16 protein-coding genes and 1 pseudogene are annotated in these 15,863 nt (G+C 40.6%); 11 read left to right on the top strand and 6 right to left on the bottom strand.

Annotated elements, in window-relative coordinates; translation table 11 throughout:
- Nucleotides 1-93: 93 nt before the first annotated feature.
- The gene (gene rpsD, locus GKC25_RS12920) at nt 94-696 is read right to left on the bottom strand and encodes a 30S ribosomal protein S4 (protein WP_034661940.1); all 603 of its coding nucleotides are present in this window, start codon (nt 694-696) and stop codon (nt 94-96) included.
- Between the two features lie 299 nt (nt 697-995).
- On the bottom strand, nt 996-1,493 hold the full coding sequence (locus tag GKC25_RS12915) for a GAF domain-containing protein (protein ID WP_342689826.1): 498 nt from the start codon (nt 1,491-1,493) through the stop codon (nt 996-998).
- A 126-nt stretch (nt 1,494-1,619) separates the two neighbouring features.
- Here GKC25_RS12915 and refZ point away from each other — a divergent pair, with 126 nt between their 5' ends.
- Entirely contained in the window at nt 1,620-2,285 is a 666-nt protein-coding gene (gene refZ / locus GKC25_RS12910; protein WP_034661934.1) for a forespore capture DNA-binding protein RefZ, read from the top strand.
- Here refZ and hisJ read toward each other — a convergent pair.
- On the bottom strand, nt 2,255-3,070 hold the full coding sequence (gene hisJ / locus GKC25_RS12905; RefSeq protein ID WP_034661931.1) for a histidinol-phosphatase HisJ: 816 nt from the start codon (nt 3,068-3,070) through the stop codon (nt 2,255-2,257). The two genes, refZ and hisJ, sit on opposite strands and share 31 nt — an antisense overlap.
- 340 nt (nt 3,071-3,410) lie before the next feature.
- Here hisJ and ezrA point away from each other — a divergent pair, with 340 nt between their 5' ends.
- Nucleotides 3,411-5,114, top strand: a complete 1,704-nt coding sequence (ezrA, locus tag GKC25_RS12900; protein ID WP_034661928.1) for a septation ring formation regulator EzrA — start codon at nt 3,411-3,413, stop codon at nt 5,112-5,114.
- 40 nt (nt 5,115-5,154) lie between these two features.
- Here the strand turns inward: ezrA and brnQ (GKC25_RS12895) are convergent, their stop codons facing one another.
- Both brnQ (GKC25_RS12895) and brnQ (GKC25_RS12890) read right to left on the bottom strand, forming a co-directional pair.
- The gene (brnQ, locus tag GKC25_RS12895; RefSeq protein WP_106038067.1) at nt 5,155-6,498 is read right to left on the bottom strand and encodes a branched-chain amino acid transport system II carrier protein; all 1,344 of its coding nucleotides are present in this window, start codon (nt 6,496-6,498) and stop codon (nt 5,155-5,157) included.
- A 210-nt stretch (nt 6,499-6,708) separates the two neighbouring features.
- A complete protein-coding gene (gene brnQ / locus GKC25_RS12890) occupies nt 6,709-8,052 on the bottom strand; it encodes a branched-chain amino acid transport system II carrier protein (RefSeq protein ID WP_034661923.1) in 1,344 nt (447 codons plus the stop codon).
- A 200-nt stretch (nt 8,053-8,252) separates the two neighbouring features.
- On the opposite strand from brnQ (GKC25_RS12890), the gene GKC25_RS12885 reads away from it, so the two are divergent.
- The 8 genes and pseudogenes from GKC25_RS12885 to GKC25_RS12850 all read left to right on the top strand — a co-directional run bounded on the left by GKC25_RS12885 (nt 8,253) and on the right by GKC25_RS12850 (nt 14,664).
- Entirely contained in the window at nt 8,253-9,395 is a 1,143-nt protein-coding gene (locus GKC25_RS12885) for a cysteine desulfurase family protein (RefSeq protein ID WP_034661920.1), read from the top strand.
- A 4-nt stretch (nt 9,396-9,399) separates the two neighbouring features.
- Complete coding sequence (gene thiI, locus GKC25_RS12880) at nt 9,400-10,605, top strand: tRNA uracil 4-sulfurtransferase ThiI (protein ID WP_034661917.1); 1,206 nt, start codon at nt 9,400-9,402, stop codon at nt 10,603-10,605.
- An 89-nt stretch (nt 10,606-10,694) separates the two neighbouring features.
- Complete coding sequence (locus tag GKC25_RS12875; protein WP_024424829.1) at nt 10,695-10,907, top strand: alpha/beta-type small acid-soluble spore protein; 213 nt, start codon at nt 10,695-10,697, stop codon at nt 10,905-10,907.
- A gap of 225 nt (nt 10,908-11,132) precedes the next feature.
- Nucleotides 11,133-12,713 carry an acyl-CoA synthetase MbcS gene (gene mbcS, locus GKC25_RS12870; RefSeq protein WP_034661915.1) on the top strand — a complete coding sequence of 527 codons (1,581 nt, stop codon included), beginning with the start codon at nt 11,133-11,135 and terminating at the stop codon, nt 12,711-12,713.
- 131 nt (nt 12,714-12,844) lie between these two features.
- A pseudogene (locus GKC25_RS12865) lies at nt 12,845-13,466 on the top strand (LysE/ArgO family amino acid transporter).
- A gap of 253 nt (nt 13,467-13,719) precedes the next feature.
- On the top strand, nt 13,720-14,178 hold the full coding sequence (locus tag GKC25_RS12860) for a hypothetical protein (protein ID WP_268495832.1): 459 nt from the start codon (nt 13,720-13,722) through the stop codon (nt 14,176-14,178).
- Nucleotides 14,179-14,219: 41 nt separating this feature from the next.
- Entirely contained in the window at nt 14,220-14,471 is a 252-nt protein-coding gene (locus tag GKC25_RS12855; RefSeq protein ID WP_268495831.1) for a hypothetical protein, read from the top strand.
- A gap of 16 nt (nt 14,472-14,487) precedes the next feature.
- Nucleotides 14,488-14,664 (top strand): hypothetical protein, encoded by a 177-nt coding sequence (locus tag GKC25_RS12850; RefSeq protein ID WP_162839365.1) that lies wholly within the window; start codon nt 14,488-14,490, stop codon nt 14,662-14,664.
- 33 nt (nt 14,665-14,697) lie between these two features.
- Here GKC25_RS12850 and GKC25_RS12845 read toward each other — a convergent pair whose 3' ends face one another.
- On the bottom strand, nt 14,698-15,144 hold the full coding sequence (locus GKC25_RS12845; RefSeq protein ID WP_034661910.1) for a MarR family winged helix-turn-helix transcriptional regulator: 447 nt from the start codon (nt 15,142-15,144) through the stop codon (nt 14,698-14,700).
- A 117-nt stretch (nt 15,145-15,261) separates the two neighbouring features.
- On the opposite strand from GKC25_RS12845, the gene GKC25_RS12840 reads away from it, so the two are divergent.
- Nucleotides 15,262-15,849, top strand: a complete 588-nt coding sequence (locus tag GKC25_RS12840) for an NAD(P)H-dependent oxidoreductase (RefSeq protein WP_268495828.1) — start codon at nt 15,262-15,264, stop codon at nt 15,847-15,849.
- Nucleotides 15,850-15,863: the final 14 nt, after the last annotated feature.

The raw sequence follows: 15,863 nt of genomic DNA, 5'->3' as shown, positions 1-15,863 counted from the left end.
TTCATACGAGAATACAAACAAAAAACCCTAGACCACCTTGAACAATCAAGGTCTCTAGGGTTTGTTTGATTTCTCTTTAAGAGAGTAATGAAATTAACGAGAGTAGAACTCAACGATTAGTTGTTCGCTGATTTCAGGTGCTAATTCAGAACGCTCTGGAAGACGAGTGAAAGTTCCTTCAAGCTTTTCAGCATCGAAAGAAAGATATTCAGGAACGAAGTTGTTTACTTCAACTGATTCTTTCACAACTGCAAGGTTTTGAGATTTCTCACGAAGAGCAATCGTTTGACCTGGTTTCACAGAGAAAGATGGGATGTCTACACGGCTTCCATCAACAAGGATGTGACCATGGTTGACTAGCTGACGAGCTTGGCGGCGAGTACGAGCAAGGCCAAGACGGTATACTAGGTTGTCAAGGCGAGTTTCAAGAAGAATCATGAAGTTTTCACCTTGTTTACCAGGAAGTTTAGCAGCTTTGTCAAATAGTGTACGGAATTGACGTTCATTGACACCGTACATGTGACGAAGCTTTTGCTTCTCTTGTAATTGTAAACCGTATTCAGATAGTTTTTTGCGTTGTCCTGGACCATGTGGGCCTGGAGCGTAAGGGCGTTTTTCAAGTTCCTTACCTGTTCCGCTTAATGAAATGCCTAAACGGCGGGAAATCTTCCAACTTGGACCTGTATAGCGAGCCATAATGTGACTCCTCCTTATTTGTTTTTATTTGTGAAAAATAAAAACCGTCTGTTCTTTGTCTTTTCCGTCATTATGTTTTCATGCATCCTCGCTCCAGCAGCAGGGAGTTACAAGATGCACCTTCAAATAGAAGGAACAAAATGATACAAAAAAGCCGAACAAAAAGGCTGCCATATTTCACACAAATTCTATTATATGACGCTGGATAGGAGAAGTCAACCTATTTAGAGGCAGACGTGACGCTTCACATCATGCGAAGAAAATAAAAAAGCAGACAATGTGCCTGCTTTTTTGCAAGATTACGCATCTGTAGAGATGGATAACGCCTTTTGGAGCACCTCGGTAAATTGAATTAAGTAGGTTTCATCTATTTCACTGAAACGGTCTTTCACGGGGCTGTCAATGTCGAGTACCCCAATGATCTGTCCATTTACCTTGAGCGGAACGACAATTTCAGATTGCGATGCTGCATCACATGCGATATGTCCAGGGAATGCATGCACATCAGTGATACGCTGGACTTCACCTGTTGCAAACGCAGTACCGCAAACGCCTTTTCCAGACGGGATTCGCACACATGCAGGCAGTCCGTTAAACGGTCCGAGCACAAGCTCGCCCCCTTTAGCCAAATAAAATCCAGCCCAATTGACCTCTGGGAGTGAATGGTACAATAGCGCCGCAGCATTTGCCAAATTGGCAATCAGATCAGGCTCACCATCTGTAATGGCTTCAACCTGTTTAACAAGCAATTGATAGTCTTTTGATGGATCGCCAGACTGTTTTTCGACATGAAACATGAAAATCTCCTACTTTCTATCTCAAAAATACATAACTTGCGTCTCGCATGTGGGATTTGTCGAGCAATTGTAAAAGGAACTTCCGCCTTCATCTTGAAGTATGTACACATGAAGAGGGGTGAGCGGATGAAAACATCAACAACCGTGCAAACAAAAGACCGTATTATTGAAGCTTCCATCAGACTTTTTAACCAAAAAGGATTTTCTGGAACCTCTGTCCGTGAGATTGCGAAGGAAGCAAACGTCAACGTTGCCCACATATCTTATTACTTTCAAGGAAAAGGAGGGCTGCTTGAGCAGCTTGTATCCGATTTTTATGAAGGCTATATTCACATGATTGAATCACATATCCATCACATGGAAACTCGTCACGCAAAAGAATGTTTACTTCATGTGGTTTTTGATATTTTATCTTATCAGCACGAACACCGTCAATTAACCCGTTTTGTTTATCGAGAGGTGACGATTGATTCGACGCTCATTAGAGAAATTATGTCGACCTATTTAACAAAAGAAAAATATTTGTTTCAGCTCATCATTGAAAAAGGGAAAAACACCCATGTGATTTGTGAGCAGCTCTCACTCTCATCGTTTATGATTCAACTGAAATCACTACTCATGATGCCCTATTTACAGCCGCAATATTTAACAGAGGTGCTTTATTTGAATCCAAATGAGCCATATTTCTATCAAATGTATTTTAAGGAACTAAGCCGCTCGCTTCATCATTTACTAGAACCAAAAAAGCCGGCATTAGATTCTCACTTAAAACTCATGATGTCTTCGAATTGATCATAAGCATATCCGAGATCTTCCGCTTGATGGGCATCAGACCCGAATATGAGCGGAATTTTTTTCTGTTTTGCAAGATCAATCATCCATTGATCTAAATAGATACTTCTGGCATATGTTTTACGAAGACCTGATGTATTAAAATCTAAGGACATGCCTTTTTTTGCCGTTTCTTCAAGACAAAGGGTGACCTTTTGACAAAGTTCAGGTGTCATCTCAAATGGGAAAAGCTGTTTGAATTTCTGCACAAGGGTGATATGACCGATTCTCTTTGGCTTATAGCGACCTAAAGATGATAGAATAGAAGAATGAATTTGGTCATAGTAGCTTTGATAGACCTGTTCGATGCTGCCATAGGCGCTTATTAGCTGCTTGAAGGCATGCTCGTCAAAATCAAGGCAAATATAATCATCGCCAGCAGGAAGAAAGTGAACAGATAAAATGCTATCGTCTAGTTCTGGACCGTAGCAGTCTAAAAAGGCACTTGTTTCCTCTTCATACTCTTTGATATAGTCAACCTCAAGCCCAGTTTTTACTATTAATTGGCCTTTGTATTCCTGTTTCAGCTGATCTAATTTCGTTATATACGAGTCAAGTTCTTGGAGCTTCATGGCACTATCCTGCTCTGGTGTTGGATCTCGAAACGATGGAGGCAGAGGGGCATGCTCGGTAAAGGTTATGGAATCAAATCCCTTTTTGATGGCTTTTTCAATATAAGAATGAAATGAATCAAGCGAGCCGTGCGGGCAAAACGGTGTATGTAGATGTGCATCCTGCTTCAGCATGTCGTCACCTCTTGTCGATATTTTGAAAAACGTGATGTTTATCAGCGAAAATAATGAAAAATCATGACCAAAAATGCTGGTTACATGGTATCATAATAACAATGAAAACGACAGCTTCCGCATACATAAAAGCAGGTCACATGGATACGTGTGATCAAATGATAGAAAGCGCTCAAATACTTTCTTGAAAAACATACATAAAACCGTGAATGGATGGTATTGGAAAACATACGATCCTGTTTATAAAAAGACAAATGCAAAGCGGACACGAAAGGGTTCTCAGGTCTACTCGGGACACTTTTACCCTGACATCACTTAGATCACAACAAGGGGGCTCATTATGGAGTTTATCATCGGTTTAATTGTCATTTTGCTTGCTTTGTTTTCAGTCGGTTATTTCCTGCGAAAAAATATATATAAAGAGATTGACCGATTGGAAGCATGGAAAATTGAAATTTTAAACAGATCAATTGTAGAAGAAATTTCAAAAATCAAACATTTAAAAATGACCGGAGAAACAGAGCAATTTTTTGAAAGATGGCGTGCAGAGTGGGACGATATCGTCACAGCCCATCTTCCAAAGGTAGAGGAGCTATTATATGATGCAGAAGAGTATTCTGATAAATATCGATTCTCCAAAGCCAAGCAGGTTCTTACGCATATTGAGGACTTGCTGAGTGCTGCTGATTCGAACATTGAAGACATTTTAAAAGAAATTGCAGACCTTGTCACAAGCGAGGAGCAAAATCGCAAGGACATTGAAAAGGTCAAAGAGCAATATCAAACGGTTCGAAAAAATCTGCTTGCGTACAGCCATTTATATGGCACCCTATATGACAAAATGGAGCAGGACTTAGATGAGGCCTGGGAAGGGATCAAGCAGTACGAGGAAGAAACAGAAAACGGAAACTACATGAAAGCAAGAAAGATTTTGCTTGAGCAAGACCGCAGACTCGACCAGCTTCAGCTATATATCAATGATGTACCAAAGCTTATTGCAGACTGCAAACAGACCGTACCAGGTCAGCTGACGAAGCTGAAAGACGGATATCAAGAAATGACAGAAAAAGGCTACAAGCTGGAGCATATCCAGATCACGAAAGAGCTGGAGACTTTAAACAAACAGCTTGCGAGAGCGGAAAAATTGCTCATTGATGAACTCAATTTAGAAGAGGCATCAAGCATTCTGCAAATGATCAATGATGCGATTGAGACGCTGTATGATCAGCTGGAGGCGGAAGTAGAAGCAGGTCAGGAAATCAAAAGCAAAATGCCTGAGCTCACAGAAGCATTCGAGAAGATCGAACAAGATCACACACAAACAAAGGCAGAAACGGCTCTTGTGAAAGAAAGCTACAAGCTGACAGCAGGAGAGCTCGATCAACAGAAAGCATTCGAAAAACGTTTAGAAGAAATTGAAAAGCTGATGAAACAAATCCGCGAGAAGCTTGATCGTGACCACGTGGCATATTCATTATTAATGGATGAAATCAATCAGCTGGAGACGTTTATCGATGATGCAAAAGCATTGCATGACACATTTAAAGGTCATCTACAATCATTAAGAAAAGAAGAATTACAAGCGAGAGAAACACTGGCTGAGCTCAAAACCATGCTGACAGATACAGTCCGCCAGCTGCATAAAAGCAATATCCCAGGTGTACCTGCTGAGATGAAAGAGCGGGCTGAAAAAGCGCAGGAGATGATCCAGCAAGTGCATGAGCAGCTGGAAAACCTGCCGCTCAACATGCCGGCAGTGAATCAACAATTAAAAGAAGCCTCTGACACAGTCAGAAATGTTGTGGATGAGACAGAAGAAATGCTCAGTAAAGTGGATCAAATTGAACGAATCATTCAATACGGCAATCGTTTTAGAAGCCAAAACCACATTCTTTCAGAACAACTAAAAGAGGCGGAACGAAGATTTTACGCTTACGATTACAACGGATCATTTGATATAGCAGCTGCGGCTGTTGAAAAAACATCACCCGGAGCTGTCCAAAAGCTGTTAGCTCAGCAAGAAAAAGAGTATCAGCACCAATAAAAAAGCTGAAGTCCATTTACAGGACTTCAGCTTTTTTCTGTTAAGATGCTTGTTTCTCCCGCTTTTGGGAAGCAGAAGAAGTGAAAAGAGAAAGAACGAACCCAATGACCACTCCGAAAATAGCAGGAACAACCCAGCCAATACCAAGGTCATATAAAGGTAATATCGTTTGAAAGAGTTCCTCCACTGGTCCAATCGGGAGTTTCGCTGCTACTAAGCCGTCAAACAAACTGACGCAGCCAGTTAAAATCAGAGTAAGGACATAAACAGGTCTTCTTTGACCAAGCCATTTATCTGCCAGCGATAACACAATGATGACAATCGCTAGCGGGTAAATGGCAGTTAAAACTGGTACAGAGAAAGCGATAATATGAGCAAGTCCAAAATTTGAAATGATAAAACTGAATAATGTCACTAGTGTAACGACCATTTTATAAGAAAGTTTAGGTAATAAATTTGAGAAATACTCTCCGCATGATGTAACGAGACCGATACTTGTTGTTAAACAAGCAACCGTAATCGCGGCACCCAACACAATATTTCCTAAACTGCCAAATAGGAATTGAGAAGACTGAGCCAAGATTTTACTGCCATCTCCAACAAAACCAATGGCGTGTGTACTTGAAGCGCCTAAATAAGCAAGAGATAGATAAACAAATGTTAATCCGCAAGCTGCAATCAGACCCGCTTTGATACAAGCAGAAGTCAGTGCCTTTTTACTTGTCACACCGCGTCCTTTAATGGCATTGATGACAACAACCCCAAACACAATAGAAGCAAGAGCATCCATTGTTTTATAGCCCTCTAGAAATCCTTTGAAAAATGATCCGCTGCTATAGGATACATCAGGTGTGCCAACGGCGCCCATCGGCGTTAAAATGGCTTTGACAATAATAATAAAAATAATCGTAAATTTAATTGGTGTTAACACTTTCCCTACACGATCCACAATCTTCGTTGGATTTAGAGCAAGATAATATGTAATACCAAAAAAGACAAGTGTGAATAAAAGAAGTGAGAGCCAAGCTGGTACACCTGCTAAAAAGGGTAATGCACCAATTTCATATGAAACCGTTCCTGTACGAGGAATAGCGAAAAGCGGCCCAATAGATAAATATAAAATGACGGTAAACGCTGTTCCAAAAGCTGGGTGAGCTTTATCAGCTAATCCTTTCGCATCTCGACCTGTTAAAGCGATCGCAATAATCCCTAGAAGAGGTAAACCGACACCTGTTAATAAAAATCCGCCCATTGCTTTCCACACATTTTGCCCAGCATATTGCCCAAGCTCTGGTGGATAAATCATATTTCCGGCGCCGAAGAATAGAGCAAATAACATAAAACCGATAATAACTGTATCTTTCGTCGACAAAGTTGCTTTCATTGCATTTAAAGCCTCCATTGTTATGTTGAAATATTCTGTTAATTAGTTGCTAAGTAACCGTTCATCATTAACATTCACTAATTATAAAGGATGTACGCCTGATGTCAACATGTGTTTTCGTACAAAAGTCATGAATTTTTCTATTTTAGTATATGGAGAACAATAAAAAACATCCCCTTCCAATGAAGAAGGGGATGTTTCGGTTTATGACTATGAGGCGAGCTGTTTGGGCGGGCTGGTAAACATCGAAATAAGTAAACCAACCACAGCACCGATAATGGCTGGTACGATCCAGCCAATGCCTAAATTGTAAAACGGTACGATTGAACCCAAGATGTCAGGCAAGTCACCGAGATTCATTTTGGCAGCTAATAATCCATCAATGATGGCAAAGAAACCAGTAAAGATGAGGGATACGATATAAATGACTCGTCTACCGTTAATCCAGCGATCAAGGAATGACAATAAAATAATAACAATTGCCAGTGGATAGATTGTCACAAGAACTGGAACAGATAGAGAGATAATTTGTGCCAAACCAAGGTTTGCAACCAGTGTACTAAATAAAGAAACAATTAGAACGACTGTGCGATAAGAAAGGCTAGGGAAGAGCTTTGAAAAATATTCCCCACAGGATGAAATAAGTCCAACACTAGTCGTTAAACAAGCGAATAAAATGGCTGCGCCAAGTACAATGTTTCCAGCAGAACCGAATAAAAAGTTGGCAGAAAGTGAAAGCAGTTTGCCGCCGTCATTTGCTCCAACCATTCCCGTCGCATCGGGACTTGAAGCACCCACATAAGCAAGTGAAATGTACACCAATGCCAGCCCAACAGCTGCCACGAGTCCTGCTTTAATACAAGCCGCTGCAAGAGATTTACGCTCCGTGATGCCTCTTTCCTTAACAGCTGTCACCACGACGATCCCAAATACGATAGAAGCAAGAGCATCCATTGTTTTATAGCCTTCTAAAAATCCAGTGAAGAGCGGGTTTGCTTCATATGTTGCATCAGGAGCACCGATCATTCCCATTGGCGTAGCAATGGCTTTAATGACAATAATGGCAATAACAGTTAATAAGATCGGTGTCAAAATTTTACCAATTCGATCAACCAGCTTTGAAGGATTTAAAGCAAGCAGGTATGAAATAGTGAAAAACATAACGGTAAAGATGAATAGTGGTACCCATGAAGTGGACTGTGCCCCTGACAGAAATGGAGCTAATCCTATCTCGTATGAAACCGTACCAGTTCGCGGAATAGCGAAAAATGGTCCGATGGATAAATACAGAATAACGGTGAAGATGGTCCCGAATTTTGGGTGCGCTTTATCCGCAAGGCCTTTTGCACCGGTACCTGTAAGGGCGACTGCAATCACCCCTAGAAGTGGAAGACCTACTCCTGTGAGTAAAAATCCACCGATGGCAAGCCATACATTCTCACCCGCATATTGTCCAAGAACAGGTGGGAAAATCATATTTCCTGCGCCAAAGAATAATGCAAAAAGCATTAGACCAATGGCTAGCGTCTCTTTTATACTTAAACTATTTTTCAAAATAGTTCCTCCTTAATCAGTGTAGTGTGTCAAATTAAAATATTCTGACAATTCGGATGGTCGTGTGACAATTGCACTATGGATGATATAGTGAAAATGAAAAGTTGTCAACTGCCATTTTCAGAAAATTCTCTGTCTGACTTCATTATGGTAACATATAAATGCATTTATTTTTTAAGCTTTTTGTAAGGAGTTACAATATGATCTATCTTGATAATAGTGCAACAACCAAGCCTTATCCAGAGGTTTTACAAGTATATCAGCAAGTGAGTGAGCGTTTTTTTGGTAATCCGTCTTCGCTTCATCAGCTCGGAATTGATGCCAGCCGGCTGCTAAGTGAAACGAGAAAACAAATGCTTCACTATACAGGATTGAAACAATATGAGATTATTTTCACTTCTGGCGCAACAGAAGCAAATAACATTGCCATTAAAGGAGCAGCTCTAGCCAAAATGAACCGGGGGAAACATATTGTGGCAACAGCAATTGAACACCCCTCTGTCATCGAATCGTTTGAACAGCTGAAGGCTTTATTTGGTTTTGATATCTCCTATATTCAAGTAAATGAGCATGGCCATGCTGATATGAATCATTTAAAAGAAGTGCTACGCCCTGATACGGTACTGGTCAGCATGATGCATGTCAATAACGAAACGGGTGCCATCCAGCCGATTGAAGAAGCTGCTGGCATCATTCGTGAGCATGCCGAAAATGCCCTTTTTCATGTCGACGGGGTCCAGGGAATGTGCAGAGTAGCACTTAATAAACAGCTGGATGTGGATCTTTTGACGATATCTGGCCACAAAATTCATGGCTTAAAAGGGACAGGAGCGCTCTTTTTAAAAAAAGATGTTGTGCTTGCCCCTTTCATCACAGGAGGAGAGCAGGAATTAGGACTACGGTCAGGTACTGAAAACCCTGCTGGTGCTGTCAGCTTAGCAAAAGCCATGAAACAATCATTTGAACAGCTTGAAAAGCACCATGATGAAATGCTGAATTTAAAAACGCAGCTGCAAAAACAGCTTGGAGAAATAGAAGGTATTGTCATCAACACACCGCTGACACAAAGTGCGCCGCACATTGTGAATTTTTCAGTGCCAGGTATTCAAATCGAGGTTCTTCTCCATATGCTTGAAAAAGAAGGCATGTATGTCTCGACAACCTCTGCCTGCTCAGCCAAGAAAAAAGAGCCAAGCCGTGTTCTGCTAGCGATGGGGAAACCGGAAGAAGCGGCCAAAAGCAGTATGAGAATCAGTTTGACATATGGCCAAGGACCAGAGCTAGCGCCGCATATCATCACAACGATCGCACAAAGTGTGAAAAAATTAAAAGGAATGAGATAACAACATGAAATATGATCATATTTTAGTCCGTTTTGGTGAGATCTCAACAAAAGGGAAGAATAGAAAGAAATTTATTGAAAAACTAAGACAGCATATCCGATTTGTATTAAAAGATTTTGATGCATTAAAGTACGCATCTGACAGAGACCGCATCACGATCATGCTGAACGGAGAAGACCCTGAACCGATTTCAGAACAGCTTAAAGGTGTATTTGGCATTCAAAGCTTTAGTCTTGCGGTGAAATGTGAGACAAATCTCGATGCCATCAAAGAAGCGTCACTCACAGCGGTACAGGAAGTATATGAACAAGGAAATACATTTAAGGTCTCAACGAAACGCTCTTATAAACAGTTTGAACTTGATTCAAATGAAATGAACCGCGAAATTGGCGGGCATGTGCTGAAGAATACGGAAAACTTAACGGTCAATGTCAAACAGCCGGATGTACATTTGCGCATTGAAATAAGAGAACATGCGACGTATATTACATTTAAAGATGTCAAGGGTGCAGGCGGCCTGCCGGTTGGTTCAAGCGGAAGAGCGATGCTCATGCTTTCAGGCGGCTTTGACAGCCCAGTTGCCGGCTATCAAGCGATGAAACGCGGGATTCAAATTGAGGCTGTACATTTCTTTAGTCCCCCATATACAAGTGAACGTGCCAAGCAAAAGGTCATTGATCTTACAGAATGCTTAGCAGCATACGGAGGCGAAGTGAAGCTTCACATCGTTCCTTTTACAAAAATTCAAGAGCTGATTCACAAACAAGTACCTGAAAACTATACGATGACATCAACAAGAAGAATGATGCTGAAAATAGCTGATAAAATAAGAGCGAAGCGTGATGCTCTTGCGATTATTACGGGTGAAAGCCTTGGACAAGTCGCAAGTCAGACACTGGAAAGCATGTATGCGATTAACCATGTGACCAATACACCAATCATTCGACCGCTCATTGCTGTTGATAAAAATGACATTATTGATGAAGCGAGACGAATTGGCACTTACGAGACAAGTATTCAGCCTTTCGAGGATTGCTGCACGATCTTTACGCCGCCATCTCCTAAAACAAAACCAAAGCTTGAGAAAGTAGAACGCTACGAAAGCTTTGCTGATTTCGAGCCGATGCTCGACGAGGCAGTGGATCAAATGGAAACGATCATCGTCACAAATGAGAAGAAAGCGGCAGACGAATTCGCTGATTTATTCTAAAACAAAAATTTCATAATAATTACCATAAAATCAACCGCATGAAGTCATGTGTTTCTACACATTCTATATTCACAAGGAGGTGAGAACACATGGCTCAACAAAACAGACAAAGCAGTTCTAACCAATTACTAGTACCAGGCGCTGCACAAGCAATCGACCAAATGAAGTACGAAATCGCTTCTGAATTCGGTGTAAACCTTGGTGCAGAAACAACATCTCGCGCTAACGGATCAGTTGGTGGAGAAATCACTAAGCGTCTTGTATCTTACGCTCAACAACATATGGGTGGCGGATCTTTCTAAGACACACAATTAAAAAGTTATGGCTTAGGAGCGGGATCATTCCCGCTCTTTTCTTTTTGTACATAAAAATAGTTTGAATATTTCTAAAAAAGAAGACGAATGAAAAAAATTATGGCATAATACTAGGAGTAGGTCCTAATTCAAGCATTTTTCAGTTATGAGTGTTAGAATAGGTAAATTGAAACATGTTTCGTTTCATAGAAAGAGGCTAAAAGGAGCTGTACCATGAAAAGAGAAGACTTAATTGCACCAGAACAATATAACTTAGTCAGTGAGATTGAAGCGTTCAGTCATGACAAGGAGAAAATGGCCCTGCACTGGCAGGATGGAAATGGCCACGAAGCGCATGTGACGTATGCAGCTTTAGTGGAAGAAGCAAATAAAATTGGTCATGTATTATTAAATGCAGGCTTTAAAAAAGGCGATAAAATCATTGTGATGGTGCCGCGCATGCTAGAGGCATACAGCATTTATTTAGCAATTTTGAAAACAGGAATGGTCGTCATTCCTTGTTCAGAAATGCTGCGTGCAAAAGATTTAGATTACCGAATTGAACATGCAGAAGCAAAGGGAGCGATTGTTTACTCTTCATTCATTCAATCGTTCGACGGAACCAATCAGCCAAACGAATTTAAAACATTCTCAATCGGTGAAAACGATTATGGCTGGACAAATATTCTAGCGCAAAAGGATCAACAATCAAGTGAGCTGCAAATGGCTCCAACAACACGTACAGACATGGCGTTCTTATCCTATACATCTGGTACGACAGGTCATCCAAAAGGGGTTGTTCATACACACGGATGGGCGTATGCACATTTACGCACAGCTGCCAAAGCATGGCTCTCTATTAATGAGGGAGATAAAGTATGGGCGACAGCAGGACCAGGCTGGCAAAAATGGGTGTGGAGCCCTCTCTTATCAGTGTTAGGAAGTGGAGCAGAAGGCTTTGTATACGGAGGGAAATTCAATCCAAATACGTATTTAGAGCTGCTTCAAAAAAATGAAATCAATGTCCTATGCTGTACCCCGACAGAATATCGTTTTATGGCGAAAGTAGATGACTTGAGTCAGTACGAGCTGCCAAAGCTGCATAGTGCCGTTTCTGCGGGAGAGCCGTTGAACCGTGAAGTCATTGATACATTCAAAAAGCATTTCGATATAGAAGTACGAGATGGCTATGGCCAAACAGAAAGCACACTGCTCGTAGGGGTGCTAAAAGGAATGGACATCAAGCCAGGCAGTATGGGAAAACCAACACCTGGCAACGAAGTCGAGATCATTGATGAGGACGGCAGCGTATGCGCTCCTGGAGAAGTTGGTGACATTGCGGTCCATCTCGAAACGCCGGCGCTATTTAAGGAATACTACAAAGATGAAGAGCGTACAAAAGCGCAGCGCCGCGGAAATTACTTTATTACCGGTGACCGCGCGAAAAAAGACGAAGATGGGTACTTCTGGTTTGAAAGCCGCAGAGATGATATCATCGTCAGCTCAGGCTATACCATTGGGCCGTTTGAAGTAGAAGATGCACTGATTAAACACCCAGCAGTCAAAGAATGTGCGGTTGTGGCTAGTCCAGATGAAATCAGAGGATCAATTGTGAAGGCATATGTCGTCCTGCGTGATGGATCAGCACAAAGTGATGAGCTGATCAAAGAGCTGCAGACACATGTGAAAAACACAACAGCACCTTACAAATACCCAAGAGAAATTGAATTCATTGACGAACTGCCAAAAACACCGTCAGCGAAAATCCGCCGTGTCGAGCTGAGAGAAAGAGAGCTTGCACGAAAAGGATCATGATGAATAAACGAAAAGCGTTTGGATGGAAGCATCCAGCGCTTTTTTTTACGGAAAATCAAATCCGCTGGAAGCGGTCATGATGTTCTATGATAAAATGTGTAAGAATTGCTGGAAAAGGAGAATGTTAGAAGATGTTCATTGCCATCATTCATGGAATTGTGCTTGCCTTTGGTCTCATTTTACCATTGGGCGCACAAAATGTATTTGTGTTTCAGCAAGGAGCGCTTCAGCCGCGATTATATCCTATATCAGGCCTTACCTGTCGTTATCACTGCTGCTCTTTGTGACACACTATTAATTGCATTAGCTGTCATTGGGGTTTCTGTTGTGGTGTTCACCATTCCTGTACTGCAAATCGGTCTTTATATCATTGGATTTTGTTTTTTAGTTTATATGGGATGGTCCGTGTGGAACACAAGCTCATCAACAGATGCTAAAGAGAAGCAGGAATTTATGCCTGCGAGAAAACAAATTCTCTTTGCCTGTTCAGTTTCACTTTTAAATCCCCACGCCATTCTTGATACAATTGGTGTGATTGGAACAAATTCGCTTCAATATAGCGGGGCAGAAAAACTGGCATTTACACTCGCCTGTATCATCGTGTCCTGGTTATGGTTTATTGGGCACGCTTTTTTAGGGAAGATGCTAGGGAAGTTAGATACAAACGGCGAGTGGATGAACCGTATCAATAAAGCTTCAGCGGTCATGATCTGGCTTGTCGCGTTATACATTGCGTATCAATTGATTGTATAAAATACATAGAGGATAAAGCAAAGAAGCGCTTGGAAGGTAAGGTCCGGCGCTTTTTTTGTGTATTGGAAAGGCTCCTCAGCCAGTGTCACTATCATCGCAAGAGGAAGATCACATTCAATTGCCTATAGGAAATGATAAGAAATAGGATATATGATACATTACCACTAGTGGGTTTTATTGGCAAAAATGTTTATTACATTATTTTCCTTTAGAGGTTATAATTTTTATGAAATTTGCTAAAGGAGGATATATGATGAAGTTAAGAAAAATGTTTTGTGTGCTATTGTTTATAGCACTTTTATTCGGACAATTTCCTGTAGGAAAAGCTATTACCATAAAGGAGGAGGAGCCTTTTAAAAAGATACAAAATGTTAAAACAGAAGAAAAACTCATAAAAAAGGCAAAAAAAAGCTCTCAATTTTTAAAGGCAAAAGAATTAGCCCAAAAGAAAGGTTATCTATTAAATGGAGAAAGTGCAGCGGTTCATCTGAACGCTGCTGAAACGGATGTTGTTTACTTTTATCTTAAAAAGAAGAAGTCAGATAATCAGCTGTTAGACAATGTTTCCTTCATTTCAGTTTCATTGAGCCAAATAAAAGCTTACTATATTCAACTTGCAGAATACGATGAGAAAGGAAATTTGCACTCATATTTCTTCCAAAATGGAAAATTGAAAAATAAGTTCCATATCAACCAAAAAGGGGGTTTTTAAAAGGATCTTTTACCTATGGTGAAAATGGTGCAAAGCAAGATATGATGGAATTAAATAAAAAAATTTTCCAGGCAGATGATTCAGAAATTCAAACGAGTTTTAGTTGGAACAAGTTTTGGAACTGCTTAAAAAAGCAAAGCGGCCCGAATGAATCTCTTCCGCTACGTTCAATGGTTTTAGGAGCGTGTTATTATATTTGTTTAACGGGACCTGCTAGCTGTATAGCATGCGCAGTGATTAATGGAGGAATATCTGCAGGATTAGCCGGTTATTGTGTGAAAAAAGTTTGGTAAATGGGGGGTTTTTAGAATGGCTCATAAAGAACAGCGCAAGGGAATAGTTCTTGCTGTTTTTGATACGTTGACATTTGGTATACCAGTGTTGCTATGGAATTTATATAAGAATACCAGTACCACATTGAAATTCATGATCCCGATCATTCCCATTGTCGGTCTCATTACGTATTTTTTAGCATCTCTTGATTAATAAAATAAAAAATCCTTTGCATGAGCGATACGCTCATGCTTTTTTAGGTCCTTTTTTGAAAATCGTTTGATTTAATAGGCGGAGAGCTTGTACGATGTCATCCATTTGTTCTGTATCTGTGGAAGATAGGCTGTCTAATAGCATCCCTTCGATATGCTGGAAGACTTCGTTCATACAAGCACGGCCTTTGTCAGACAGCTTAATGACATGTTTTCGTTTGTCATCACGGTCTTCTTCTCTAGCAATGAATTGTTTCTCGTGCAGTTTTTTTAGTTCTCTGCTGACATTTGGAAGAGACATGTGCTGACAGTCGGCAATTTCACTAGGCGTAAGCGGTTCGCTGACAGCTAGCTGCTCTAGAATTAAGTATTGTAAGGTCGTTAGGTCAACTGGTTTGACTTTGCTCATCAGGGCGTGCTTCAGCTCTGAAAAAGTAGAAGCAAATGCTACGAATTCCTTGAAGAAATGGGGATGCTTCATGTTTATCACCTCCTATGTAACATACCAAAATTATTATCAAAAAACAATTATCATTTGACAACTAATTAAGAGGGGTATATCATTTAGTTATCAAATGATAACAAAAGGAGGCAACACATGAATCTACTCATTATTTATACTCACCCTCATCACAATAGTTTAAATGGTGCTTTTTTAAAAGAAATAATGAAAGGCAGTGAAGAAAATTCACTTGTTCATGAAGTGGAAATCATCGATTTATACAAAGAAGAATTTGATCCTGTGCTGATTTTTAATGAAGAGAAAAAAAGGCGTGATATGCATAAGGACCCTGACATTCGGGTGTATCAGGAAAAGATCAAATGGGCAGATAAAATCGTGTTCGTTTATCCCATTTGGTGGGGGCGGCCGCCAGCCATGCTGCTTGGCTTTATTGACCGCATGTTTGCTGCGACTTTTGCTTACCGTCAAACAGGCGGGCTGCTTCCAGAAGGACTGTTAAAAGGAAAAAGTGCTGTTTGTGTATCGACAATGCAAGGGCCAACCAACTACCCTTTATTCTTTTTGCAAAATGCACACAAGATGTTAATGAAAAGAGCCCTCTTACAATATGTCGGAATCAAACCTGTGAAGTTTTTTGAGTTCGGCATGATGGAAAGCCCAAAAGGGAAACATGAGGCCAAATTAAAACGTATCTACAACTATTTCAAAAAAATCAGCTCATAAAACAGTTGGTGAAG

The organism is Bacillus pumilus, assembly GCF_038738535.1.
Classification (GTDB): domain Bacteria; phylum Bacillota; class Bacilli; order Bacillales; family Bacillaceae; genus Bacillus.
This window is presented reverse-complemented; position numbering and strand designations above follow the sequence as displayed.